Annotated in this window: 13 protein-coding genes; 6 read left to right on the forward strand and 7 right to left on the reverse strand. The window is 73.0% G+C overall.

Translation table 11 applies throughout. The features are described from left to right. Positions 1-650: CYTH domain-containing protein (locus ACFV4N_RS22225; RefSeq protein ID WP_499674481.1), on the reverse strand; the 650-nt coding region annotated here is incomplete at its 3' end. A 149-nt stretch (positions 651-799) separates the two neighbouring features. Between ACFV4N_RS22225 and ACFV4N_RS22230 the strand changes: the two genes are divergently transcribed. Further along, on the forward strand, positions 800-1,591 hold the full coding sequence (locus ACFV4N_RS22230) for a hypothetical protein (protein ID WP_499674482.1): 792 nt from the start codon (positions 800-802) through the stop codon (positions 1,589-1,591). A gap of 172 nt (positions 1,592-1,763) precedes the next feature. On the opposite strand, the gene ACFV4N_RS22235 is transcribed toward ACFV4N_RS22230, so the two are convergent. Further along, a complete protein-coding gene (locus tag ACFV4N_RS22235) occupies positions 1,764-2,435 on the reverse strand; it encodes an HNH endonuclease family protein (RefSeq protein ID WP_499674483.1) in 672 nt (223 codons plus the stop codon). 83 nt (positions 2,436-2,518) lie between these two features. Between ACFV4N_RS22235 and ACFV4N_RS22240 the strand changes: the two genes are divergently transcribed. The 3 genes from ACFV4N_RS22240 (at position 2,519) to ACFV4N_RS22250 (ending at position 5,468) form a co-directional block, all read left to right on the forward strand. Then, the gene (locus ACFV4N_RS22240; protein ID WP_499674484.1) at positions 2,519-3,724 is read left to right on the forward strand and encodes a sensor histidine kinase; all 1,206 of its coding nucleotides are present in this window, start codon (positions 2,519-2,521) and stop codon (positions 3,722-3,724) included. After that, positions 3,721-4,374, forward strand: coding sequence for a response regulator (locus ACFV4N_RS22245; protein WP_499674485.1), 654 nt, complete (start codon positions 3,721-3,723; stop codon positions 4,372-4,374). The genes ACFV4N_RS22240 and ACFV4N_RS22245 overlap by 4 nt, the downstream gene beginning before the upstream one ends. Before the next feature lie 122 nt (positions 4,375-4,496). Beyond that, on the forward strand, positions 4,497-5,468 hold the full coding sequence (locus tag ACFV4N_RS22250; protein WP_499674486.1) for a hypothetical protein: 972 nt from the start codon (positions 4,497-4,499) through the stop codon (positions 5,466-5,468). On the opposite strand, the gene ACFV4N_RS22255 is transcribed toward ACFV4N_RS22250, so the two are convergent. Then, positions 5,431-6,378, reverse strand: coding sequence for a methionyl-tRNA formyltransferase (locus ACFV4N_RS22255; RefSeq protein WP_499674487.1), 948 nt, complete (start codon positions 6,376-6,378; stop codon positions 5,431-5,433). The two genes, ACFV4N_RS22250 and ACFV4N_RS22255, sit on opposite strands and share 38 nt — an antisense overlap. 69 nt (positions 6,379-6,447) lie before the next feature. On the opposite strand from ACFV4N_RS22255, the gene ACFV4N_RS22260 reads away from it, so the two are divergent. Continuing rightward, positions 6,448-8,037 carry an amidohydrolase gene (locus ACFV4N_RS22260; protein WP_499674488.1) on the forward strand — a complete coding sequence of 530 codons (1,590 nt, stop codon included), beginning with the start codon at positions 6,448-6,450 and terminating at the stop codon, positions 8,035-8,037. 247 nt (positions 8,038-8,284) lie between these two features. Here the strand turns inward: ACFV4N_RS22260 and ACFV4N_RS22265 are convergent, their stop codons facing one another. From ACFV4N_RS22265 to ACFV4N_RS22280, 4 genes are all read right to left on the reverse strand, one after another. After that, complete coding sequence (locus tag ACFV4N_RS22265) at positions 8,285-8,914, reverse strand: hypothetical protein (RefSeq protein WP_499674489.1); 630 nt, start codon at positions 8,912-8,914, stop codon at positions 8,285-8,287. Positions 8,915-8,979: 65 nt separating this feature from the next. Beyond that, positions 8,980-9,390: a MarR family winged helix-turn-helix transcriptional regulator gene (locus ACFV4N_RS22270; protein WP_499674490.1), complete on the reverse strand. Its 411-nt coding sequence runs from the start codon at positions 9,388-9,390 to the stop codon at positions 8,980-8,982. Positions 9,391-9,516: 126 nt separating this feature from the next. Next, positions 9,517-12,270 carry a tachylectin-related carbohydrate-binding protein gene (locus ACFV4N_RS22275; protein ID WP_499674491.1) on the reverse strand — a complete coding sequence of 918 codons (2,754 nt, stop codon included), beginning with the start codon at positions 12,268-12,270 and terminating at the stop codon, positions 9,517-9,519. A 140-nt stretch (positions 12,271-12,410) separates the two neighbouring features. Continuing rightward, positions 12,411-15,149, reverse strand: a complete 2,739-nt coding sequence (locus ACFV4N_RS22280) for a tachylectin-related carbohydrate-binding protein (RefSeq protein ID WP_499674492.1) — start codon at positions 15,147-15,149, stop codon at positions 12,411-12,413. 325 nt (positions 15,150-15,474) lie between these two features. Between ACFV4N_RS22280 and ACFV4N_RS22285 the strand changes: the two genes are divergently transcribed. Continuing rightward, on the forward strand, positions 15,475-24,647 hold a 9,173-nt coding region (locus ACFV4N_RS22285; RefSeq protein WP_499674493.1), incomplete at its 3' end, for a LamG-like jellyroll fold domain-containing protein.

Genomic DNA, 24,647 nt, shown 5'->3' on the forward strand with positions numbered 1-24,647 from the left:
CCCTCAGACCCACCCGAGCCCCCAGACCCGCCGGCCCCGACCGAGAGCCGCCCGGCCAGCAACCGGGTCAACTTGGCCGACGACCGCGACCGCACGATCCCGGCGTCCGACAACCGCGCCTCGACCCGCTCCAGCAACCCGACGTCACCGCGCTCGCCCAGCTCCACCTCGACCTCGCGCCACGACTCGACGTTCGAGTCGTCGACCGCGTCCTGCGCCGAGACCAGGTCCTCGACCACCTCGGCGAGCAACCGACCTTTGTCGTCCACCAGCTGCCACCGGTGCCGCGTGGTCCGGATGCGCGCCACCGGCTCCAGGGCGTTGCCCCTGGCGTGCACCTGGACCAGCGAGCCCAGCTCCTTGGGCGGGTGCTTGGCCGCGCGGCCCGGTGGCAGCCGCACCTCCTCGCGGGTGTCGCCGCCGACCGGCAGCTTGAGGTGCCAGCCCGCGTCGTCGCCGCCGGTGCGGCGGCGCAGCGTCAACCCGGCGCGGGCCAGCCGGAGGTCCGCCGTGTCGTAGTACACGGCCTCCAGCCTCTGCTCCTCCGGACCCGCCGCCGCGGCGACGCCGGGCAGCCCGGTCAGGTCCGGCAGCGCCACCCCGTCGGGCGCCTCGTACTTGCGTTCCGTCTCGTGCACCGACGTTGCCATGCACCAGGCATACACCGCAAAGCCGCTTTTCAGACATCCTCACCGTCAGTGATCAGCCGTTAACCATTCCGGAGGTTCGTGTCGGCCCGTTGGCGTGGTTTTTCCGATACGTCCCTGGACAAGGCCCCATCGTCGGGTTCCCTGAACACGTGCCCACGGAGAAGGAGAGGCTCGACGAGGTCGAGCCCACGGTCGCGGACCTCGTCGCCACCACGGAGTCGTTGAAGGCCGAGCTCAACCGGGTGAGCACGCGCCTGCGCGTGCTGGAGAGCAGGCTCTCCGGGGCCGGCTCGGGCCCGGACGAGGACCTGGACGCGGTGGACGGCATCGCCGACACCGTGGCCGCGCTGCGCGCCGCGTGGGACGCCGAGCAGGAGCTGCTGGCCGACTCCGTGCGGGCCGAGCTGCGCTCCGAGGTGGCCGAGTACGACTCGCTGCGCCAGGAGCGGGACGCGGTCGCCACCAAGCTGACCTCCGGCCGGGTCCCGCGCATCGAGCGCGACCAGCTCCAGCACCGGGTGGACAACCTGGACTGGCAGCTGAGCGTGCGGGAGGCCGAGGCGGCGGACGCGGCGGAGCGCCTGGCCGCCGACCAGGCCGCCGCGGAGGAGCCGTGGCGCGCCGAGGCCGTCATGGCCGGTGACAAGGCCCGCCAGGAGGTCCTGGACATCGCCCGCAAGCGCCTCGAACGCGCCCTGGCCGCCGACACCCGCCTGCCGCTGTGGTTCCGCATCGGCCTGGGGGAGATCACCAACCCGGACCCGGCCCCCTGGGTGGAGGCCGCGGTGACCCTGATCGCCTACCGCCTGGAGTACGGGATCACGGACCCCGTCTCACCCCTGGGCGAGGTCCCCTCGGCCGGTTCGGGCATGGCCGCGTGGGTCCGCCGGGCCGAGGTGCACGCCGACCTGGTGGACCAGCTGGAGTCCCTGCACCCCTGACCCGGGACGCCCGGCCGCCCGGCTCCAGGGCCTGGAAGACCGAGGTCCCGCCGCACCCGGGACGGGGTTCGGCGGGACCGGGGGTCGTTCAACTTCGTTCGACTCGGGGTTCGGCGGGACCGGGGTCGTTCGACTCGGGGTTCGGCGGGACCGGGGTGGGTCAACCCGGGGTTCAGCAGGTCTTGAGCATCGCGCTCAACGCGTCGCGCTCGGCCTCGTCCACGGTCAGCGAGTAGAACGTCTTCACCGACACCACGGACCGCGCGTAGGTGCACCAGTAGGTCTCCAGCGGGGGCTTCCACTTGGCCGCGTCCTGGTCGCCCTTGGACCGGTTGCTGCTCGCCGTCACGGCGAACAGCTGCAACCCGCCCATGTCGTTGGCGAACTTCTGCCGCTGCTCGTCGGTCCACTTGTCCGCACCGGACCGCCACGCCTCGGCCAGCGCCACGGTGTGGTCGATGTCCAGGTCGCCGGCCTTCGTGACGACCACCCCGTCGTACGGGCTGGTCCACGTGCCCGACGTCGGCCGGCACTCGCCGTCGACCTGCACGTCGGCGCCCTGCCGCTGGAGCACGATCTCCCGGGTGTCGCACGAGTCGCCCTGGCTGCTCCAGTGCGGGAACCGGTCGCGGCTGTAGCCGGTCATCTTCCCCTCGGGCGCGACGGTCAGCGCCGCGAGCTGCGCGGCCGGGTCGTCGCCGGGCGCGGGGGGCCCGGACGTCGCGCCCGGGTTGTCACCCGGAGATTCGGCTCCGTCCCGGTCCTGGACCACGTAGTAGCCGATGATGATCACCAGGGCCAACAGGACGACGCCGGCCAACGTGGACGACCGTTTGCCACTCATGCACCAATGATCAGCGATATCGGCCGCCGTGCAAACACCTGATCGGCACACCTGACCCGAACGCTCCGGGATAATCACCGCCCGTGCGCGTGGTTCGAATGGCGTTCGACGTGGTCGTGCCGGTCGTGGTCGCTCTTTTCGGCGCGTTCCTGGTCCTGGGCACGTCTCACCACGCACCGGTCATTGCGGTCCCCACGGCCCTGGCCGCCCTGGTGTCGGGCGCCGCGCTGTGGTGGCGCCGGCGCCGGCCGGTCCTCGTCACGGCCGTCGCGCTCGCCGCCGGCCTCGCCGTCCAGGTGGTCGCGCCGATGACCGTGTTCCCGTTCCCGGCGCTCTTCGCCGTCGGCTCGCTCGCCGCGGCCCGGCCGCCCCGGCTGTCGCTGCCCGCCCTGGCCCTGCTGCTCGGCCTGATCTCGCTGAACTTCCGCACCACGACCGCCGAGGACACCCAGTTCGTGCTGGCCGTCGCCGTGGTGGCGTGGGCGCTGGGGGAGTCGGTGCGCAACCGCCGGGTCGCCGTGGCGCAGGCCGCCGAGCGCGCGGTCACCGAGGAGCAGGCCCGGATCGCCCGCGAGCTGCACGACGTGATCGCGCACGGCGTCTCGGTGATCGTCGTGCAGGCCGCCGCCGCGGACGACGTGTTCGACCACCGCCCGGACCGGGCGCGCGAGTCGCTGCGCTCGATCGAGGCGACCGGCCGCGCCACGCTCGACGAGCTGCGCAAGCTCCTCGCGGGCCCGGACGGCCGCCCCGGCCTGGACCGGCTCGCCGACCTGGTCGAGCCGCTGCGGGCGGCTGGCCTGCGCGTGGACGTGCGGTGCGACCTGCCCGCCGGCCCACCGCTGCCCGCCGGGGTGGACCAGTCGGCGTACCGGATCGTGCAGGAGGCGCTGACCAACACCCTCCGGCACGCCCGCGCGAGCCGGGCCGAGGTGCTGGTGCGCGACCGCGGCGGCGTGCTGGAGCTGGAGGTCCGCGACAACGGCCGCGCCATCCAGGCGCCCGACCCGGCCCACGGCCAACCGCCCAACTCTGCACCCGACCCTGCGCCCGACCCGGCCAATGACCCTGCGTCCAACCTCGCCCCCGACCCGGCGCTCGACCCGGCGCCCGACCCGGCGCCCGACCCGGCGCCCGACCCGGCGAACGGCCGGTGGGGCGGCCAGGGGCGCGGCCTCACCGGGATGCGGGAGCGGGCCGCCCTGCTCGGCGGCACGGTCGACGCCGGCCCGCTGCCCGGCGGTGGCTTCCGGGTCCGCGCCCGCCTGCCGCTGGGGGTGCCCGCGTGATCCGCGTGCTGATCGCCGACGACCAGGCGCTGGTGCGCGGCGGGTTCCGGATGATCCTGGAGTCGCGCGACGACGTCGAGGTGGTCGGCGAGGCGGCGGACGGCGCGGAGGCGGTGGCGCTGACCGCCGAACTGGACCCGGACGTGGTCCTGATGGACGTGCGGATGCCGGGCGTGGACGGCCTGACCGCCACCCGCCGGATCGTCGCCTCCGACGCCGGGGCGCGCGTGCTGGTGCTCACCACCTACGACGTGGACGACTCGGTGTACGCGGCGCTGCGCGCGGGCGCGAGCGGGTTCCTGCTCAAGGACGTGCGGCCGGTGGAGCTGGTGGAGGCGGTGCGGGTGGTGGCGCGCGGTGACGCGCTGCTCGCGCCGTCGGTGACCAGGCGGCTGCTGGACCGGTTCGTCCAGGCGCTGCCCGCGCCGTCGCCCCGCGTGCTGGACGTGCTGACCGAGCGGGAGCGCGAGGTGCTGCGCCTGGTGGCGCTGGCCATGTCGAACGCCGAGATCGCCGCCCACCTGGTGCTGACCGAGGCGACGGTGAAGACGCACGTGTCCGCGGTGCTGCGCAAACTCGGCCTGCGGGACCGGGTGCAGGCCGTGGTGTTCGCCTACGAGGTCGGCTTGGTCCGCCCGCGCTCGGCCTGACCCCGACCCCGGTCTCACACCCCACCGCCCACCCCACCGGCCGCCTCAGCCTCGAGGACGAGCCCGAAGACCGTTCTCACGCCCGATGTCCCGCCCCCCGCCCGCTCCTAGCGTTCCGGCACGTGCCCCGAAACCTCCGCGCCGCCCTGGTGCTGTTCCTGCTGGCCCCCCTCGTCGGGGAGTACGTGCTCGGCAACGTCCCGTGGTCCGGGATCGGCGCCCTGCTCGTGCTCGCCCCCATGTACGGCGGGGGAGCGCTGCTCATCCGCGAGGCGGCCCGCCGCACCGGCCGCGGCTGGCCGACGATCCTGGTGCTGGGCTCCGCCTACGGCGTGCTGGAGGCGGGCCTGCTGGACCAGTCGATGTTCAACCCGGACTTCGAGGGGCACGCCTTCCAGGCCGTGACGCCGCTGCCCGCCCTGGGCATCAGCGCGCTCAACACCCTGGTGTTCGTGGTCGGGCACGCGGTGTGGAGCATCGGGGTGCCGATCGCGCTGGTCGAGTCGCTGGCGTGGCGGCGGCGCACCACGCCGTGGCTGGGGCCCGCCGGCCTGGTCGCCTGCTCCCTCGTCTTCGCGGCCGGGTCGTTCCTCGTCTTCCGGTTCCTGCTGCGCGAGGAGGGCTTCCTCGCCGCGCCCGCCCAGCGCGTCGGCGCGGCACTCGTCGTGATCGCCCTGGTCGCGGTGGCCTTCGCGCTCCGACCCCGGCCGCGCGTGGACCGGCCCGTGCCGCCGCCGTGGGCGGTGGGCGTCGGCGCGTTCCTCGTCTCCTCGCTGTACGTGTCGATGCCGGAGGACTGGACCGGGTTCTGGTGGAAGGTCGGCTGGCTCGTCGCCGCCTCGGCGGCGGGCCTGTGGTGGGGGCGCAGCGACCGCTGGGGCGCCGCCCACCGCTACGGCGCGGCGGCCGGCGCCCTCGTCACCTACACGTGGATCAGCTGGATCCTGGTGGAGAAGGCCACCGGACCGCTGGTCACCCACGCCGTCATGGTCGTGCTGACCTGGGCGTTCCTGTTCGTCGCGCGACAGGCGTCGGTCCGGGGACCCGGCGGTCCGGTCACGGCCGGCTCGTCAGGTACCCGCCCATGTGCGTGAAGTACTCGGTCGCGGCCAGCTCCCGGCCGTCCTCGGTGCGGACCTTCTTCACCAGCAGCGCGTGGTTGCGGCCCCGCCGTGCCAGCGCGCCCGCCACGACGGCCACGCCGTCGCCCTCGCGGTAGAAGATGCGGCCGGGCGTGCCGCCGTAGCGCTGCGCGGACACCTCGGCCTCGATGATCTCCAGCCGCTTGCCCCTGTGGAAGCAGAACGCGCTCGGGTACGGCGCGCACTGGGCGCGGACCAGCCGGTCCAGCTCGTCGGCCTCCCACGTCCAGTCGATGCGCAGGTCCTCCTCGGCGCGCTTGTGGAAGAAGCTGGCCTTGGACCGGTCCTGCTTGACGAAGTCCGTGCGCCCCGAGGCGATCTCGGCGAGCCCGTCGACGGTGATCGGGCCGAACAGCTCCAGCGTCTTGTGGAACAGGTCGGCGGTGGTGTCGCGGGGGCCGACCGGGACCGACCGCTGGAGCACGATGTCGCCCGCGTCCAGCGTCTCGTCCATCAGGTGCGCGGTGACGCCGACCTCCTTCTCGTCGTTGATCAGCGCCCAGATCAGCGGCGAGAAGCCCGCGTAGGCGGGCAGCAGCGAGTCGTGCACGTTCAGCGTGCCGTGCCTGGGCAGGGTGAAGACGTGCGGCGGGATCCACGTGCGCCAGTTGGTGGCGACGATGACGTCCGGGTCGACCTCCTTGAGCCGCTGGAACAGCTCGTCGTCGTCCGGCCGGTTGCGGATCAGGGTCTCGACGCCGTGCTCCGCGGCGAGGTCGGCCACCGAGTCGCTCCAGATGCGCTCGTAGGCGTGGTCGCTCTTGGGGTGGGTGACCACGAGCACCACCTCGTGCTCGGAGTCCAACAGCGCTCGGAGGGTGCGGTGACCCCAGGTCTGGTAGCCGAACATGACGACGCGCATGGCTGCTCTCCTTAGCCTCACCTAAGTTATGTGACCCTAACCTAAGTAGGGGTTCGCTAGCCTGCGCGGGTGATCCTCGACCAGAAGTTCGTGAACGGCCGGGTCGTGACCATGGACCCGACGCGGCCGGCGGCGTCCGCGGTCGGCGTGTGGGCGGGACGGGTGGTCGGCCTGGACGCCGACGTGGCCGACCTGCCCGCCCGGCGGGTGGTGGACCTGGGCGGCGCGGTGCTGCTGCCGGGGTTCGTCGACGCGCACACCCACCTGGCGTGGGCCGGCCGGGCGTCGAGGACCGCGGACATCTCCTCGTGCGCGACGGTGGCGCAGGTGCTGGACGTGCTGCGGGCCCTGCCGAGGTCGACCGACTGGCTGGAGGTGGCCGGCTACGACCACCGGGCCCTGGACCGGCCGCTGACCTCGCGCGACCTGGACGTGGTCGGGCCGCGGGTGTACGTGCAGGACCTGTCCGGGCACGCGTGCGTGGTGAGCGGCGACGTGCTGGATCTGCTGCCGGCGCCCGTGCTGCGGCAGGCGCAGCGCGACGCGGACGGCGTGCCGACCGGGTTCCTGGCCGAGGGCGCCCAGACCGCCGTGCGGGCGCTGCGCCTGCCCTACTCGCTGGACGACATCGCCGCGGACGTCGCGCTGGGCGCGGCGCGGTGCGCCCGGGAGGGCGTCGTGCTGGCCGCGGAGGCCGGTGTCGGCGGCGGCCTGATCGGCAGCAGCCCGCTGGAGGTGGCGGCCTACCAGCGGGCCGACCTGCCCATCCGCGTGCAGCTGATGGTGTCGGCCGACCGCTTGGAACCCGTGGTCGCCCACGCCGCCGACGGCATCCGGCGCGCCGTGCCGCTGGGCCTGCGCACCGGCCTGGGCGGCGACCGGCTGTCCATCGGCGCGCTGAAGCTGTGGACCGACGGCGGCATGATGGCCAGGACCGCGGCCCTGACCGAGCCCTACGTCGGCATGGACACGGCCGGCCAACTCCACGACGACCCGTCCCTGATGCGCGCCGCGATCGTGGACGGCCACGCGGCCGGGTGGCAGTTGGCCGTGCACGCGATCGGGGACCGGGCGGTCGACTTCGCGCTGGACGCGCTGGCGGACGCGCAGGGGGCCGCGCCCAGGCCCGACGCCCGGCACCGCATCGAGCACTGCGGGCTGGTGCGGCCCGACCAGCTCGACCGGATCGCCGAGCTGGGGGTGGTCCCGGTCGTCCAGCCCACGTTCCTGTGGGCCTACGGGGACGACTACTCCCGCGTCATGGGGCCGGAGCGGGCGCCGTGGATGTACCGGGGGCGGGCGTTCCTCGACCGGGGGATCGTGGTCGCGGGCAGCTCCGACCGGCCGGTGGCCGACGGCGCGCCGCTGCGGGCGGTCCAGTTCATGGTCGAGCGGCGGTCGAAGGAAGGCAACGCGATCGGCCCGGACGAGGCCGTGACGGTCGAGGAGGCGCTGAGGGCCTACACCGCCGGCGGCGCGTACGCCTGCCGGTTGGAGGGGGTGCTGGGCGGCGTCGCGCCGGGGCGGTTCGCCGACTTCGCCGTCCTGGACACCGACCCGCTGACCTGCGAGGTGTCGCGGATCGGGGACATCGGGGTGCTGGCCACCGTGGTGGGCGGCGAGTTCGCACACGACGAGGCGGGCTTCGCGACCGACTGACCCCGACCACCCCGGCCGGCTGATCCCGGCCAACGGACCCCGGGCGACTCGCCTCCGCACCCCCGGCCCCAGCACCCGGCCCGCACCGCCTGGCCCAAGCCGCCCCCAGCACCCGGCCCGCACCGCCTGGCCCAAGCCGCCCCCAGCGACCACCCCGCCGCCCCCTCGGCCCCCGCAACCCCCCGTGTCACCCCTCACCCGACCCCGAACGCCGGCCCCCGTTCCCCGCGAGGGCCGGCGCCCGGGGTCACGCGCTCATCCGCCAGTGCACGACGTACCCCGCCGCCTCGGCCGCGATCAGGGCGTCGAGCTTGGCCAGGTTCGTCCGCCGCGACATCCGGTACGCCTGGCCCCGCCGCGCGTCCAGCACCAGCGGCGTGGCGCCCGGCAGCACGTCGTCCATCGTCTGCTGGAGGATGCGCAACGCCACGTTGGCCGACTCCTGGGTCAGCGGCGGCTCCTTCACGTACACCAGCACCGCGGCCCGCGACCCGTCCGGCGCGATCAGCCCCAGGTGGGGTCGCACCCGCAGCTCCAGGTCGCCCGCGTGCCAGCGCGCCGCCCCGGTCGGCACCCCGGTCGCGCGGGTCTCCAGCAGCCAGGGCAGGAACCCCGCCTTCAGCTCCTCGAACGCGCGCAGCTGCCCGGCCCGGGGGTGGTCCAGCGCCGCGCCGATCGCCTTCTCCAGCTCGGCCTCCGGGTCGGGCGAGTTCGCGGCCCGCCGCATCGCGTCGCGCATCGGGTTGTAGAAGCCCGCGACCCAGTGCTCCGACGACAGGTAGATCCGCCGCTGGTCGTTCACGATGTTGATCCGGCCGCGCTGACCGCTCATGACGTACTCGGTGAACGACAGGGCGGTGACGCTGATCGGTGCCACGGCATGCTCCCCTCGCATCGAACTCGTGTTCGATTCTACCTCGGGGCACCGACAGAAAAGGGCCCTCAAGCACGCACTTTGGCGAGCATCGGGCCCAGTTCTGGGTCCTGGGAGACCTCGGCGAAGATCGCCTCCAGGGTCTCGTCGAAGAACGCCGCCGCGGTGGCGTGCACCTCGCGCCCCCGCGGCGTGATGCAGCTGTAGACCCCGCGCCGGTCGGTCTCGCACAGCTCCCGCCCGGTCAGCCCGGACTGCTCCAACCGGGCCACCAGCCTGCTCACCGAGCTCTGGTTCAGCCCGACCACCTCGGTCAGCTCCTGCATCCGCAGCTCGCCGTCGGGCGCCTCGGCCAGCGCGGACAGCGCGGTGAACTCCGACATGCCGAAGTGGAACCGCCGCTGGAGGGCGCGTTCCAGGTGCGCGTTGATCCGGTGGTGCAGCGCCCGCAGGCCGGACCACGTGGCGCGGACGGACAACGTCGACCCCCTGGTGAGCGGCTTCCTGGGCTTCCCATCCTATGCCCGCCGGCGGGGCCGGGACGGGAAGCGGCCGGCGCCCCCGTGGGAACGCCGGCCGCCGGTCACCGGGGTGTCACCCGGGTCTCACCCCTCGACGGGCGCCTCGCCCGTGATCAGGACGTCGGCGGGCGGCGCGGCACGCCGCGCAGTGGCCGAGTCGGAGGTGTAGGCGGTGGTCTGCCAGAGGTAGTACTCGCCGTACTCGTCCAGCGCGAAGATGCGCTGCTCGGCGCCACCGGCGGAGGCGAACGTCGGGTCGACGACCGACACCTGGTGGTAGTCGTGCCACGCCCGCCACGTCGTGGCGCCGGGCGCGGTCTGACCGCTCCGCCGCACGCTGCCGGCGCTGTCGCGGACGGCGACCTCGACGATGCCGTGCGCGTTGAGCAGCGCGCTGGGCGTGCCGCCGAACGTCACACCGGCGCTGATGTCGGTCCACCCGTTGGTGCTCGGGAAGCCCGCCGCGCCTTCCTTCTGCGTGTAGAGCTTGTTGTCGAAGGCGCGGGCCACGAGCTGGACCTTGCCGTCGGCGAACACGACCGCGCCGGGCGCGTTCGGACCGGTGATGCCACTGGCGACCCGGGCCGGGCCGAGCGAGCCGTTGGTGAACTTCTTCACCGCGTAGGCGTTGCTCGCGGAGCGGTAGGCGATCTCGAAGCCGTCGCCGCTGGGCACGACGGTGAAGTCACCGGTCATGTTGTAGGTGCCGTTGTTGGTGGCCTGCCGCCACGGCTTGAAGCCGCCGGTCGCGCTGAACTGCTCCGAGTACCAGAGCTTGTTCGCCGTGTCCGTGGCGAAGGCGATGAGCAGGCCGCCCGTGCCGCGCACGAGCACCGGGCTGCTGTTGAACGAGCCGTTCACCATGGCCGGGCCGGTCCAGTGGCTGCTGCCCGCCGCGTCCTGCGTGTAGGCCCTGGCCTGGGCCCCCGTGTCGCGGGCCATGGCCACGAGCCTGCCGTCCTGCCGCAGGGCCAGGGCCGCGCGACCGGAGTGGCCCTCGAAGCCGGACAGGGCCTGCCACTCCAGGTACTCCGTGCCGGCCGCGGTCTGGTAGCCCCGGTGCAGGACGCCGCTGTTGGAGACGAAGGCGATCTCCAGCCGCTGGGTGCTCGGGTTGAGGAGCACCTGGGCGCGCTCGTCGTTCGGCGCGGGCACGCTCGGCGGGGTCACCGTGACGGGGGTCACCGGCTTGCACGCGTCCACGTCGGCGGCGATCTCGGAGGCGCCCGGCCAGGTGAGGATGTGCTCCTTCCAGGTGTCCTCGGCACCGTGGACGTGCTGCCTGGTCACCGGGTCGTAGCGGTACCAGTAGACCTCGCCGGCGCTGCTCAGGCCGTAGATGACGTCGGCCCCGGGCGAGATGATCTGCTTGTAGCCGTTCCAGCCGCTGCTGACCTTGGTGGCGTAGTCGAGCCAGCGGCGGCTCTTCCAGTCGTAGTGGAAGCGGTAGAGCGCACCGTGCTCGATCGCCGGGTCGCGGGCGTAGAGCACGCCGTCGCCCGCGGCGAACACCTGGTCGTACTTGCCCCACCCGGTGTCGATGACCTCCTGGGTCCAGGTCTTGGAGACCTCGTCGTAGACGCTGCGCTGGAGGTCGCCGACGGCCAGCGCGCCGTAGACGTGGTTGTTGGTGTCCACGGTGATCCGGTAGCGGTACCGCGGGTCGTTCCAGCCGCCCCAGCCGGTCGCGATCTGCTCGCTGACCCCGTTGTTGTCCCAGGCCGTGCCGTTCCAGCGGAGGCGGTGCACCGTCCCGTCGGAGCGGAAGCTGAACTTCCACCCGTTCGCGCCGGCCACGAAGCGGTCGTTCCAGCCCTGGCCGATGCCCCGGTCCACGTCCCAGCTGGACAGGCCGGTCTCCGGCTCGGCGTACGGCCGGATGCGGAAGTCGTTGTTGGTCAGCGACGCGAAGAAGTCCGCGGAGGGCTTGCACTGCACGTCGGTCGCGACCTGGCCGAGCCGGCAGCTGTCGACGGGGATCGCGATCTGGTCGATGTCGCTCCAGGTAGCGAGGTGCTGGCGCCACACGGCGTGCGAGTGGTTCAGCCAGATCTCCTCCGCCGGGAGGTAGCGGTACCACCACAGCTCGCCGCCCGCGGTGAGGCCGTAGACGGTGTCGGCGCCCGCGGAGGCGAGCTGCTTGTAGCCGTTCCAGCCCCAGCCGACGTCCTTGCCCTGCTGGAGCCACGTCCCGGTGTCGTGGTCGTAGTGGAACCGGTACAGGATCCCGTTCTGGAGCGAGGGGTCGCGGGCGTAGAGCACGCCGTCGCCCGCCGCGAAGACCTGGTCGTACCTGCCCCAGCCGGTGGCGATCACCTGGCGCGTGATGGTGCCGGCGGCCTCGTCGTACGAGTGCAGCGCCAGGTTGCCGTCGGCGCCCACGGCGTAGATGTGGTTGTTGGTGTCCGCGGTGACCCGGTTGCGGTAACGGGGGTCCTCCCAGCCGACCCAGCCGCTCTGGAGCAGCTTGGCCGTGCCGCCGTTCTCCCAGCCCGAGGCGTTGTCCCAGCGGTAGCGCCAGAGGCCGCCGTCACCGGAGATCGAGAACACGTAGCCGTTGGCGCCCGCGAAGAACCGCGTGTCCCAGCCCCAGCCGATGCCCTGGTCGCCGGTCCACGAGTTCTTGCCGGAGGCGGGGTCGTTGTGCTTGCGCAGCCGGAGGTCGGGGTTGCTCGCGATCGCCGTGAACACGTTGGCGGACGGCGCGCACCGGGCCGTCTCGACGGCCTGGGCGACGTGGGCGGTGGAGGTCAGGAGCGGCAGGCCCACCACCCCCAGCGCGGCGACCAGCGAGATCCTCGCCAGGCGTCTGAACGGCCGGAGCCGTGGTCTTGTCATCGATGATCCCCTTGGTGTGGGCGGGCGGGTGCTCCGCGCGCCCGTCGGTGTTCATCCCGCGGCGGGATGTCGAGGGCCCGGCTCGTCGCCGGGTGGTCTTCCGGGAGCGGCCGGCGCCCCGGGGGAGCGCCGGCCGTCGGTCACCGGTCGGTGGGCGCCTCGCCCGTGATCAGGACGTCGGCGGGCGCGGCGGCGCGGGCCGCGGCCGAACCGGAGGTGCGCGCGGTGGTCTGCCAGAGGTAGTACTCGCCGTACTCGTCCAGCGCGAAGATCCGCTGTTCGGAGCCGCCCGCGGGGGCGAGCACCGGGTCGACGACCGACACCTGCTGGTAGTCGTGCCACGGGTGCCAGGTGGTGGCGCCGGGCGCGGTCTGGGCGCTGCGGCGCACGTGGCCGGCGCCGTCGCGGACGGCGACCTCGACGATGCCGTGCACGTTGAGCAGCGCGCTGGGCGTGCCGCTGAACGTCACGCCACCGCTGATGCCGGTCCACGCGCCGAAGCCCGCCGCGCCTTCCTTCTGCGTGTAGAGCCTGTCGTCGGTGGAGCGGACCACGAGCTGGACCTTGCCGTCGGCGAACACCGCGGCGGCCGGCGTCCCGGTGGCGACGATCCCGCCGCCGGCGACCCGGGCCGGGCCGAGCGAGCCGTTGGTGAACTTCTTCACCGCGTAGGCGTTGTTCGCGGCCCGGTAGGCGATCTCGAAGCCGTCGCCGCTGGGGACGACGGTGAAGTCGCCGGTCATGGCGTACGGGGTGGCGCTGGTGGCCTGCCGCCAGGGCTTGAAGCCGCCGGTCGCGCTGAACTGCTCGGAGTACCAGAGCTTGTTGGTGGTGTCCGTGGCGAACGCGATGAGCAGGCCGCCCGTGCCGCGCACCAACACGGGGCTGCTGTTCAGCGAGCCGTTCACCATGGCCGGGCCGGTCCAGTGGCTGCTGCCCGCCGCGTCCTGCGTGTAGGCCCTGACCCGGGCGCCGGTGTCGCGGGCCATGGCGACCAGCCTGCCGTCCTGCCGCAGGGCCACCGCGGCGCGGCCGGTGTTGCCGTCGCCGGACAGGGCCTGCCACTCCAGGTACTCCGTGCCGGCGGCGGTCTGGTAGCCGCGGTGGAGCACGCCTTCGTTGGAGACGAAGGCGATCTCCAGCCGCTGGGTGCTCGGGTTGAGGAGCACCTGGGCGCGCTCGTCGTTCGGCGCGGGCACGCTCGGCGGGACCACGGTGGCCGGCGTCACCGGCTTGCACGCGTCCACGTCGACGGCGATCTCGGAGACACCGGGCCAGGAGAGGAGGTTCTCCTTCCAGGTGTCCTCGGCGCCGTGGACGTGCTGCCCGGTCACCGGGTCGTAGCGGTACCAGTAGACGTCGCCGCCCTCGGTCAGGCCGTAGATGACGTCGGCGCCGGGTGAGACCAGCTGCTTGTAGCCGTTCCAGCCGCTGCTGACCTTGGTGGCGTAGTCGAGCCAGCGGCGGCTCTTCCAGTCGTAGTGGAACCGGTAGAGCGCACCGTGCTCGATCGCCGGGTCGCGGGCGTAGAGCACGCCGTCACCGGCCGCGAACACCTGGTCGTACTTGCCCCACCCGGTGTCGATGACCTCCTGGGTCCAGGTCTTGGAGACCTCGTCGTAGACGCTGCGCTGGAGGTCGCCGACCGCGAGCGCCGCGTAGAAGTGGTTGTTGGCGTCCACGGTGATCCGGTAGCGGTACCGGGGGTCGTTCCAGCCGCCCCAGCCGGTCGCGATCTGCTCGCTGACCCCGTCGCGGGCCCACCGCTGACCGTCCCAGTGGTGCCGGTGCACCGTCCCGTCGTCGCGGACCTGGTACACGTAGCCGCCGGCGCCGGAGATGAACCGCATGGGCCAGCCGTTGCCGATGTGCCGGGCGGCGTCCCAGTTGGACAGGCCGGTCTCCGGCTCGGCGTGCGGCCGGAGGTGGAACTGGCCGTTGGTCAGCGACGCGAAGAGGTTCGCCGAGGGCTCGCACTCGACGTCGGCCGCGACCTGGCCGAGCCGGCAGGTGTCGACCGGCACGGTGAACTCGTCGATGCCGGACCAGGGGCCGACGTTCTCCTTCCAGCCCGAGGTGGCGCCGTTGGTCCAGGCGTCCTGCGCCGGCAGGTAGCGGTACCACCACAGGTTCCCGCCGGGCTCCATGCCGTAGATGACGTCGGCGCCGGGCGAGGCGAGCTGCTTGTAGCCGTTCCAGCCCCAGCCGACGTCCTTCTCCCGCTGGCGCCACGTGTCGGTGTCGAAGTCGTACTCGAACCGGTAGAGCGTGCCCAGTTGCACGTTGGGGTCGCGGGCGTAGAGCACGCCGTCGCCCGCGGCGAAGATCTGGTCGTACTTGCCCCAGTCGGTGGCGAGCAGCCGGTTCGACATGGTGCCCGACGCCTCGTCGTACGCGTTCACGTACAGGCGGCCGTCGTAGCCCACGGTGTAGATGTGGTTGTTGGCGTCCGCGGTGATCCGGTAGCGCACCCGGGGGTCTTCCCAGCCGTGCCAGCCGGTGGCGAGCTGCTTGGAGACGCCACCGTTCTCCCAGCCGCCGTTGATCCAGCGGTGCCGCTGGAGGGTGCCGTCGGCGCCGACGTAGAACACGTAGCCGTTGGCGCCCGCGAAGAAGCGGGTCTCCCAGCCGTTGCCGATGTGGGCGTCCTCGGTCCACGCCGCGCGACCCGAGGCCGGGTCGACGAGCGGGCGGATGCGCAACGCCGGGCTGTTGGTCATCGCCACGAACACGTTGGCGGTCGGGGCGCACCGCGCGGTCTCGACGGCGCCCGCCACGTTGCCGGCGGAGGCCAGCACCGGCAGGCCGACCACCCCCACGACGGCGGCGAGCGAGAGCCGCGTCAGGCGTCCGAACGACCGGCGCCACGGTCTTGTCATTTTTGGAACCCCTTGATAACGGGCGCGCGAAAACGCACGTGGGTGCTCCACGCGTCCGTTGGTTAGGTGCCATCCCCCCGCGGGATGTCGACAGCCCGGCTTTCTACCAGAAGTCTTTCCGGTTGGGGAGAGGGCAGGAAGGTGCAGGCCAGGCAGGTACATTGTTACCAAAAGTGATGATGAACACTCCTCTTGTTGTGCACCGGAATGCCGCTTATGCTCCCGTCGCGCTGTTGAGTGCTGGTGTTCCGGGGGGAGATCCGCGTTGGTCGGCCGTCGTGCCGCGCGTTTTCGCGCGCCCAAATTCCTGCTGCCTTTGTCGGGGTTGTTCCTGACGACGACGTTGGTCGTCGGGGTCGTCGGTCCCCACATCGACTGGTCGCCGTGGTCGTGGGACCACGACGCGGCCGGCTCCGCGCTCGCCGAGCGGCTCGACCGCGCCCGCGAACTCGCCGCCGACCAGGAGCAGGGCAGCGCCGAGGGCCTGCCGGACTCCGACGAGAGCCGCGACGGCAACCGGGGGATGCCGGTCTCCGAGCAGTCCAAGTACGCGAGACCCGGGTACGCGCGGGCCTCGGAGGGCGCGCGCAACGAGGCGGAGGTCGTCGACGCGCCGGTGAACCCCACCGGGTTCGACCCGGCCACCAGCGTCGAGGTGCCCGCCGAGCGCGGCCGCAACGAGCGCACCTACCGCAACACCGACGGCACCAGCACCACCGAGTTCAGCAGCACCCCGATCAACCACCGGCGCCCCGACGGCGGCTGGGAGCCGATCGACCCGGCCCTGGTCGCCGAGGGCGGCGGCTGGCACAACCGCGCCGACCAGGTGGACGTGCGCCTCGCCGGCTCGGCCGCGGCGGGCGACCTGGTGCGGGTCGTGCTCGACGGCGGGCACGAACTCGCCTACGGCCTGCGCGGCGCGCGCGACGTCGCCGGCCGGGTGGACGGCGCGGTCGCCACCTACGAGGGCGTGGCCGACCGGACCGACCTGCGCGTGGAGTCCGTGCCGGGCGGCGCCAAGGAGACCGTGGTCCTGCACGACCGCACGGCGCCCCGCACGTGGGACTTCCCGCTGCGGCTCAAGGGCCTGACCGCGCAGCTGGTCGACGGCGCGGTGTCCCTGGTCGACGGCTCCGGCGCCGAGCGGATGCGCATCCCCGCCGGCTACATGCTCGACTCCGCGCCCTCGGCGCCGGCCACCTCGCACGGCGTGCGCTACGAGCTGGTCGACGGCGGCACGACGCTGCGGGTCGTCCTCGACGGCGCGTGGCTGGACGACCCGGCGCGCGTCTACCCGGTGCTGGTCGACCCGAGCGTGTTCGAGGGCCGCGGCACGCAGAGCATGTACACCGAGGGCACCCGGCAGGTGCACAACCCGAGCGAGCTGCTCATCGGCCGCAACGGCGCCGTCCACCACGCCTACGTCGCGTTCCCGGACGTGGTGACCAGGCTGCGCAACCACCGGATCTTCGGCGCGGGCCTGAACGTGGTCAACTTCGACTCGACCACCTGCGCGCCCCGGCCGCTGACCGTGCACCCAGTGGCCCAGCCCTGGTCGGTCGGCGGCGTGCCCGCCGTGGGCGGGGCCATCGCGGGCGCCTCGTTCTCGCACGGCTTCATGGCCGTCGGCCAGACCCGCTCGGCCTGTCCCGCCGCGCAGGAGTTCATCGACCTCGGCGTCGGCGGCCAGCGGGTGGTGCAGGACTGGGTGAACGGCGCGCCGAACCACGGCCTGTCGCTGCGCGCGTCGGACACCACGACCACCGGCGGCTTCAAGCGGTTCACCGGCGGCAACTCGGCCAACCCGCCGAAGCTGTTCGTCACCCACAGCCCGTACGACGCCCGGTACGCCATCGACCAGCCGATCCCCGACCCGCCGGTCACGCGGGTGCAGGACGGCGTGGTCAAGATCAAGGTCAGGAACACCGGCGCGACCACCTGGACCCCGGCGTCCTACGACCTGGCCTACAAGCTGTTCGACAGCGACACCCAGGCCCACCTGGCCACGATCCGGGCGGCCGGCCTGCCCGGCGACGTGGCGCCCGGCCAGGAGGTGACGCTCGACGCGGTGGTCCAGCGGCGCGAGCAGGGCAGCTACACCCTCGACTTCTCCATGCGCCACAACGGCCTGGTGTTCACCGACGAGCAGGTCGCCCCCGCGCGCATCCAGCTCCGGATCTTCAACATCCCGCCCGTGGTCGGCGACCAGTACCCGCCCGCGGGGCACAGCGTCGAGACCCTGACCCCGCAGCTGTGGGCCAAGGGGCAGGACCACGAGAACGACCCGCTCCAGTACCGCTTCGAGGTCTGCGAGAAGGACTCCCTGGGCAACCCGGTGTCCTGCTTCGACTCGGGCCGGCGGCCCGACGTCTACTGGACCCTGCCCGCGGGCAGGCTGCGCTGGGACAAGGTCTACCTGTGGCGCACCTGGCTGTGGGACGGCCAGTCCGAGAGCGAGGGCCTGCCGTTCTCGGCGCTGCTCACCTCGGTGCCGCAGCCGGAGATCACCTCGCGCTTCGGCAACGCCCCGTACACCGGCAACGGCCTGGGCTTCGACCCGATCGCGGGCAACTTCACCACGGCCGCGGTGGACGCCACGGCCGCGACCGCCGGCCCCGAGCTGAACGTCGCGCGCACCTACAACAGCCTCGACCCGCGCCGCGACCTGGCGTTCGGCGTCGGCTGGTCGTCGCGCTACGACATGAGGGTCGTCGCGGACGGCGACGGCTCGGGCAACGTCGTGGTCACCTACCCCGACGGCCAGCAGGTGCGGTTCGGCCGCAACCCCGACGGGAGCTACACCCCGCCGCCCGGCCGGTCCGCGACCCTCACCGCGCTCCCGGACAGCCAGGGCAACGGCTGGCAGCTCGTCGACAAGGACCGCACGGTCTACACGTTCCGCTTCGACGGCGTGCTGCGGGTCATCCGCGACAGCGCGGGCCGGCAGGTCGAGCTGCGCTACAACATCGAGGGCAGGCTCTCCCGGGCGATCAGCACCACCAGCAACCGCTCCCTGACCTTCCGCTGGCAGAACGGCCACGTCGTCGAGGTCAAGACCGACCTCGTGGACGGCACGGCGCTGGTCTGGGCCTACCGCTACGACGGCGACCGCCTGCTGGAGGCGTGCAACCCCGACGGCCACTGCACCCGCTACCAGTACGGCAACGGCTCGCACTACCGCAGCGTCGTGCTCGACGCCCGCCCGGACTCCTACTGGCGGCTCGGCGAGGCCGAGGGCCCGGACGCGGGCAGCCAGATCAGCGTCAAGCTCGGCAAGGACAAGGCCCGCTTCGTCGGCCTCTCCCCGAGCCACCACGGCAAGACGGGCGCGCTCACCGGCAGCGACGACCGCGCGGTCGAGCTGAACGGCTCCGCCCACCTCGAACTGCCCGCGCAGGCCCTGAACAAGCACCGCGACCTCGCGGTGGAGCTGTGGTTCCGCACCACGTCCGCCGGCCCGCTGGTCGGCTACCAGGACAAGGCGCTGGGCGAGGCCCCGGGCACCGGCGTGCCGCTGCTCTACGTCGGCTCGGACGGCAGGCTGCGCGGCCAGTTCCGCACCACCGGCGCGGTCGACCCGATCACCAGCGCCGGCGTCGTCAACGACGACCGGTGGCACCACGTGGTGCTGTCCGGCTCGCTGGCCACCCAGACGCTGTACCTCGACGGCAACCCGATCGGCACCCGCGAGGGCGTGATCGAGCACCCGCGCCTGGAGCACGCGCAGGTCGGCGCCGCCCACGCGGTCGGCGAGTTCCCGGCGATCGCCGGCGGCCGCACCCACCTGGCCGGCTTCGTCGACGAGGTCGCCGTGTACGCCCGCCCGCTGGGCCCGAACCAGGTCGCCGCGCACCACCGCGCCCGCCTGGCGGGCGACCAGGTCACCCGGGTGACCATGCCCAGCATGAGGGTCGCCGCCGAGGTGACCTACGACAACGTCCACGACCGGATGAGCGAGTACGTCGACGGCGACGGCGGTCGCTGGCAGCTCGGCGTGCCCACGGTCGGCGGCTCGGAGACCAACGTCATCCGCTCGGTCCGCGTCGTGGACCCGGGCGGCCGGCCGCAGTACTACGACTTCGACGGCCTCAAGGGCCGCATCCTGCGCCAGGTCACGCCGCTCGGCGTCGGCCCGCGCCCCGAGGACGTGGTCGGGCGCGACTGCACCACCAACCCCGACGGCGTCGTCACCTGCAACGGGCTCGTGGTGAGCCTCGGCGTGCGGCTGTACGACTACGACGAGTCCGGTTTCCAGACCACGGTGGTCGACGAGGTCGGCAGCCGCGCCACCCTCGTGCACGACCAGCGCGGCAACCTCACCCGCAAGACCACCTGCCGCAGCGTGGACGGCGGTCCGAACGGTGACGAGGACGACTGCCAGACCACCTACTACGAGTACCACCCGGCGTCGGCCGACCCGACCGACCCGCGCACCGACAAGCTGGTCGCCGTCCGCGACCCGCGCTCGTCCGGGCCGTCGGACAACACCTACCTGACGACCTCCGAGTACACCGACTTCGGCGACCTGGCGAAGCAGACCAACCCGGACGGCGGCTCGACGTTCCACGGCTACACCGACGGCACGTCCGACGCGATCGGCGGCGGCAAGGAGCCGGCGCGGCTGCTGAAGTCGACCACCGACCCGCGCGGCGCGGTCACGGTGAACCGCTACTACAGCAACGGCGACCTCGCCGAGACGGTGTCGCCGTCCGGCCTGCGCACCGCGTTCACCTACGACGCGCTGGGCCGCAAGCTGACCGCGACCGAGCACTCGGACGCCCACCCGGGCGGCGTGCGCACCACCTACCGGTACGACAAGCTCGGTCGCGTCGTCGAGGTGACCTACCCGGCCGCCGCCAACGCGGTCACCGGCGTGGTCCGCACCGAGCGCGAGAGCACCGAGTACGACGCGGACGGCAACACCACCAAGGCCACCGTGGTCGACCTGGCCGACCCGGACGACCCGCGCACCTCGACGTTCGAGTTCGACGACCGCGGCCGGATGAACCGGGCCGTCGGGCCGGAGGGCAACGAGGCGTCGTTCGGCTACGACGGCTTCGGCAACCGCACGTGGGCCGTCGACGCCAACGGCGTGAAGACCACGTGGAGCTACACCGCGCGCAACAAGGTCGCCCAGGTGCGGCTCGTCGGCTGGCACGGCAAGGCGATCACGCCCGGCGCGGCCGACGCGCCGCCGGCCGACCCGGAGACCCCGCTGCCCGACCTGGTGCTGGAGTCCAACCAGTACGACCACGCGGGCCGGCTGCTGACGCAGGTCGACGCGATGGGCCGCCGCACCACGTTCTCCTACTACGGCGACGGCCTGGTCCGCGAGATCCGGGCGAAGGCCGACAACCGCGCGACCACCCCGAGCGTGGTCATCCAGCAGAACACCTACGACGACGCGGGCAACCTGGTCCGCCAGGTCGGCCTCGGCGGCAAGGTCGTCACGCACGAGCTGGACGCCACCGGCCGGCTGGTCGCCACCACGCAGGAACCGGACACCCTGCGCCGGCGCACCGAGTACCGCTACGACCTCAGCGGCAACATCACCCGGGTCGCCCGCACCGGGGCGCACTCCAACACCGGTCCGTTCGGCGCGTCGTTCGCCGAGGTCGTCGACTTCGAGTACGACCTCGCCGGCCGCCAGACCAGGGAGACGCTCCAGGGCAGCACGGGCCCGGTGGTCACCCGCACCAGCTACGACCAGCGCGACCTGGTCACCAGGGTGGTCGCGCCGCTGGGCAACGCCACCGGCGGCGTCGCCGCCGACCACACCACGGAGTACCGCCACGACGAGCGCGGCCGCACCACCGCCGTGATCTCGCCGCCGGTGAAGGTGGAGGAGAACGGGCAGCCCGCGACCGTGGCGCGGCCGACCACGACCACCGGCTACAACGCGTTCGGCGAGGTCACCGAGGTCCGCAACCCGGCGGGCGGCGTGATGAAGCTCGCCTACGACCGGGCCGGCCGCACCACCCGCACCGAGTCGCCCGCCTACCAGGCGCCCGGCGCGTCGTCGCCGATCGTGGCCGCGGTGTCCGCCGAGTACGACCCGATGGGCCGGGTCGTCAAGACCACGGACCCCAACGGCGCGGTCATCCGCATGTTCTACGACCAGCGCGGCCGCGTGGTGGAGAAGCGGGACCCGAAGCCGGACGACCCCGGTGAGGCCGGCGGCGCCTGGAAGTACGCCTACACCCACGCCAACGAGCTGCTGTCGACGACCGACCCCGAGCTGGGCGAGGTGCGGCGCACCTACGACCAGTTCGGCCGGCCGCTCACCGAGACCCGGCTGGAGCTGCGGCCCGCCCCGGCGGCGTTCGAGACGAAGTTCGGCTACGACGCCGCGGGCAACCTGGAGACCGTGACCTCGCCCAAGAACGAGGTCACCCGGTACGGCTACGACGAGCTGGGCCAGCGCACCAGCGCGACCGACCCGGCGGGCGTCGTCAGCCGGTTCGGGTACGACGGCTTCGGCAACCAGGTCTACTCGCAGGACGCGCAGGGCCGGGCGCGGTACCTGAAGCTCGACCGCGCGGGCAACCCGCTGACCGAGATCGACCTCGACGCGGCCGGGCAGACCCTGCGCACCGCCAAGCACACCTACGACCTGGTGGGCAACCGGCTCACCTCGGCGGACGCGATGAACCGCACCACGCGGTCCACCTACGACTCCCACGGCCGGCTGACGCAGCTGGTCGAGCCGGTGTCCGACACCGAGTCGATCACCACGTCCTACGGCTACGACAGCTCGGGCCGGCGGACCCGGTTCACCGACGGCCGCGGCAACAGCACGTTCTACACCCACAACGCGCTGGGCCGACCCGAATCGGTGATCGAGCCCGCCACCGCCGCCCACCCGGCGCCCGCCGACCGCACCTGGACCGCGGCCTACGACGGCGCGGGCCGCCCGACGGTCCTGACCGCGCCCGGCGGCGTGACCAGGAACCGGACCTACGACGCGCTGGGCCGGCTGGTGAAGGAGACCGGTTCCGGCGCGCCCACCGCCGAACGCGTGGTGCAGTACGACTCGGTCGGCCGCACCACCGGCGTCAGCGCGCCCGGCGGCACCAACACCTACGCCTACAACGCCCGCGGCCTCCTGCTCTCGGCCACCGGCCCGTCCGGTGACGCGACGTTCGAGTACGACGAGCAGGGCAGGCTGTCGACGCGCACCGACGCGGCGGGCACCACGTCGTTCGCCTACGCGGCGGGCAGGCTCGCGTCCATCCGGGACGGCGTCACCGGCGGCTCGATCGGCTTCGGCTACACGCCCACGGGGCAGCTGAAGACCATGGACCACGGCGCGGGCCGGGTCCGCGAGCTCGGCTACGACGACCTGGGCCGCGAGGTCTCCGACGTCACGAGGAACGCGGCCGGCGCGACCGTCGCCTCGACCGCCTACACCTACGACGCGAACGACCGGCTGACCAAGAAGGTCACCACCGGCACTGCGGGCGCGGGCGAGCAGACCTACGCTTACGACCACCTCGGCCGCACGACCTCGTGGACCTCCAACGGGATCACCACCGGGTACGCGTGGGACGCCTCGGGCAACCGGGTGCGCAACGGCGCCAAGACCGCGACCTACGACGAGCGCAACCGGGTGCTGTCCGACGGCGACTACACCTACTCGTACACGGCGCGCGGCACCCTGGCGTCGCGCACCAGCTCCGGCTACCAGGAGAACTTCTCCTTCGACGCCTTCGACCGCCTCATCCAGGTCGGCGCGACGTCCTACGCCTACGACGGCCTCGACCGACCGGTGTCGCGCGGCGCGCAGCGGTTCGAGTACGCGGGCGCCGAGATGGACGCCGTCGCCGACGGCACCGCCACCTACGGCCGGGGCCCCGCGGGCGAGCTGCTGTCGCTGGCGCAGGGCGCGGACAAGCGGGTGCTGCTGTCGGACAAGCACGGCGACGTGGTCGGCGGCTTCGACCCGGCGACGGACCTGACGTCCCTGTCCGACTCGACCGCCTACGACCCGTGGGGCAACAGGACGGCCTCCACCGGGGTGCAGCGCAACGTCGGGTTCCAGGGCGACTGGACCGACCCGGGCACCGGCCGCGTCAACATGGGCGCGCGCTGGTACGACCCGACCACCGGCACGTTCAGCAGCCGCGACTCGGTCACCCGGGGCGGTCCGGGCTCGGCCGGGTTCAACCGCTACGTCTACGGCGTCGGCTCCCCGCTGAACGGCTTCGACCCCGACGGCCACGGCTGGTTCTCCGACGCGGTCAGCTGGGTGGGCGACAACCTCAGCACGGTGGGCCACACCGCCCTCGACGTCGCCGGCCTGATCCCGGGCGTCGGCGAGATCGCCGACGGCATCAACGGCGTCTGGTACCTGGCGGAGGGCAACTACGTCGACGCGGGCCTGTCGTTCGCGGGCATGATCCCGTTCGGCGGCTGGGGCGCCACGGCGGCCAAGTGGGGCAACCGCGGCTACGACGCGGCGCGCGGCGCGGACAACGTGCCGACCGTGCGCAGCCCGGACGCGCCGAACGGCCGCGCGCCCGACTACTCGACGCCCAAGAACGTCCGCGGCCCGGACGGCGTGCCGATCAAGAAGGGCAGCGGCGTCCCGTCGTCGAGCAAGGCCGTGCCGGACCCGCGCAAGCTGGCGGCCGAAGCGGCGGCCAGGCGCGCGGCGGCGGCCCGCGCGGCCTACCAGGCGGCCGTGGCCCGCACGGCGGCGGCCAAGGCGGCGGTGGCGCGGGCGGTCAAGAACAACCCGCTGCCCACGCTCCAGGCGGCGCTGAAGCCGCGCATCGCCAACGCCAACCACATCGTGTCGGCGGTGCCCAACGCGCCGGCGCGCGTGGTGCAGGCGAGCGTGTCGAACGTCCAGGACCTGAACAAGGTCTACGAGACGATCAAGACGGCGATGCTGGGCGCCGGCACCGAGGTGATCAAGGAGGCGGCCAGGGAGCAGGTGTCGGAGATCATCGCGACCTCCGGCCTGCCGTTCGCCGAGGACCTGATGAGCCTCGCCGGCAGGGGCAAGAAGACCTCCGGCAACAAGGGCAAGCAGGCCAAGCGGGAGGCGGGCGCCGGCGCGGCGTGCCGGGTGTCGTTCGACTCGAACAGCTTCTCGGGCGAGACCCCGGTCCTCCTGGCCGACGGCACGCGCAAGCCGATCGCGGACGTGGTCGTCGGCGACACCGTCGTCGCGACCGACCCGACCACCGGCGAAACCGGCGCCAGGACCGTCACCGACACCCGCTCGCACCGGGCGGAGCGGTTGCTCTACGAGATCGCGGTGGACGACGGCGGCACCCTGGTGGCCACCGACGAGCACCCGTTCTGGGTGGAGTCGCTGCGGAAGTGGGTGCACGCCGAGGACCTGCGCCCGGGCTACACCTTCGAGACGGCGGACCACCGGCCGGCGACGGTCGCGGGCACGCGGGCGCTCTCCCCGGACCGCCTGGTCCACAACCTCACGGTCGACGGGCTGCACACGTACTACGTGGGCGTCGGCGCGACCGCGGTGCT

It is taken from the genome of Actinosynnema sp. NPDC059797, assembly GCF_042732085.1.
In the GTDB taxonomy this organism is placed as follows: Bacteria; Actinomycetota; Actinomycetes; order Mycobacteriales; family Pseudonocardiaceae; genus Actinosynnema.

Excerpts from the sequence above, each read along its gene's own strand:
- ACFV4N_RS22235 (WP_499674483.1), bottom strand. The coding sequence starts at position 2,435 with ATGAGTGGCAAACGGTCGTCCACGTTGGCCGGCGTCGTCCTGTTGGCC.
- ACFV4N_RS22255 (WP_499674487.1), bottom strand. The coding sequence starts at position 6,378 with ATGCGCGTCGTCATGTTCGGCTACCAGACCTGGGGTCACCGCACCCTC.
- ACFV4N_RS22275 (WP_499674491.1), bottom strand. The coding sequence starts at position 12,270 with ATGACAAGACCACGGCTCCGGCCGTTCAGACGCCTGGCGAGGATCTCG.
- ACFV4N_RS22280 (WP_499674492.1), bottom strand. The coding sequence starts at position 15,149 with ATGACAAGACCGTGGCGCCGGTCGTTCGGACGCCTGACGCGGCTCTCG.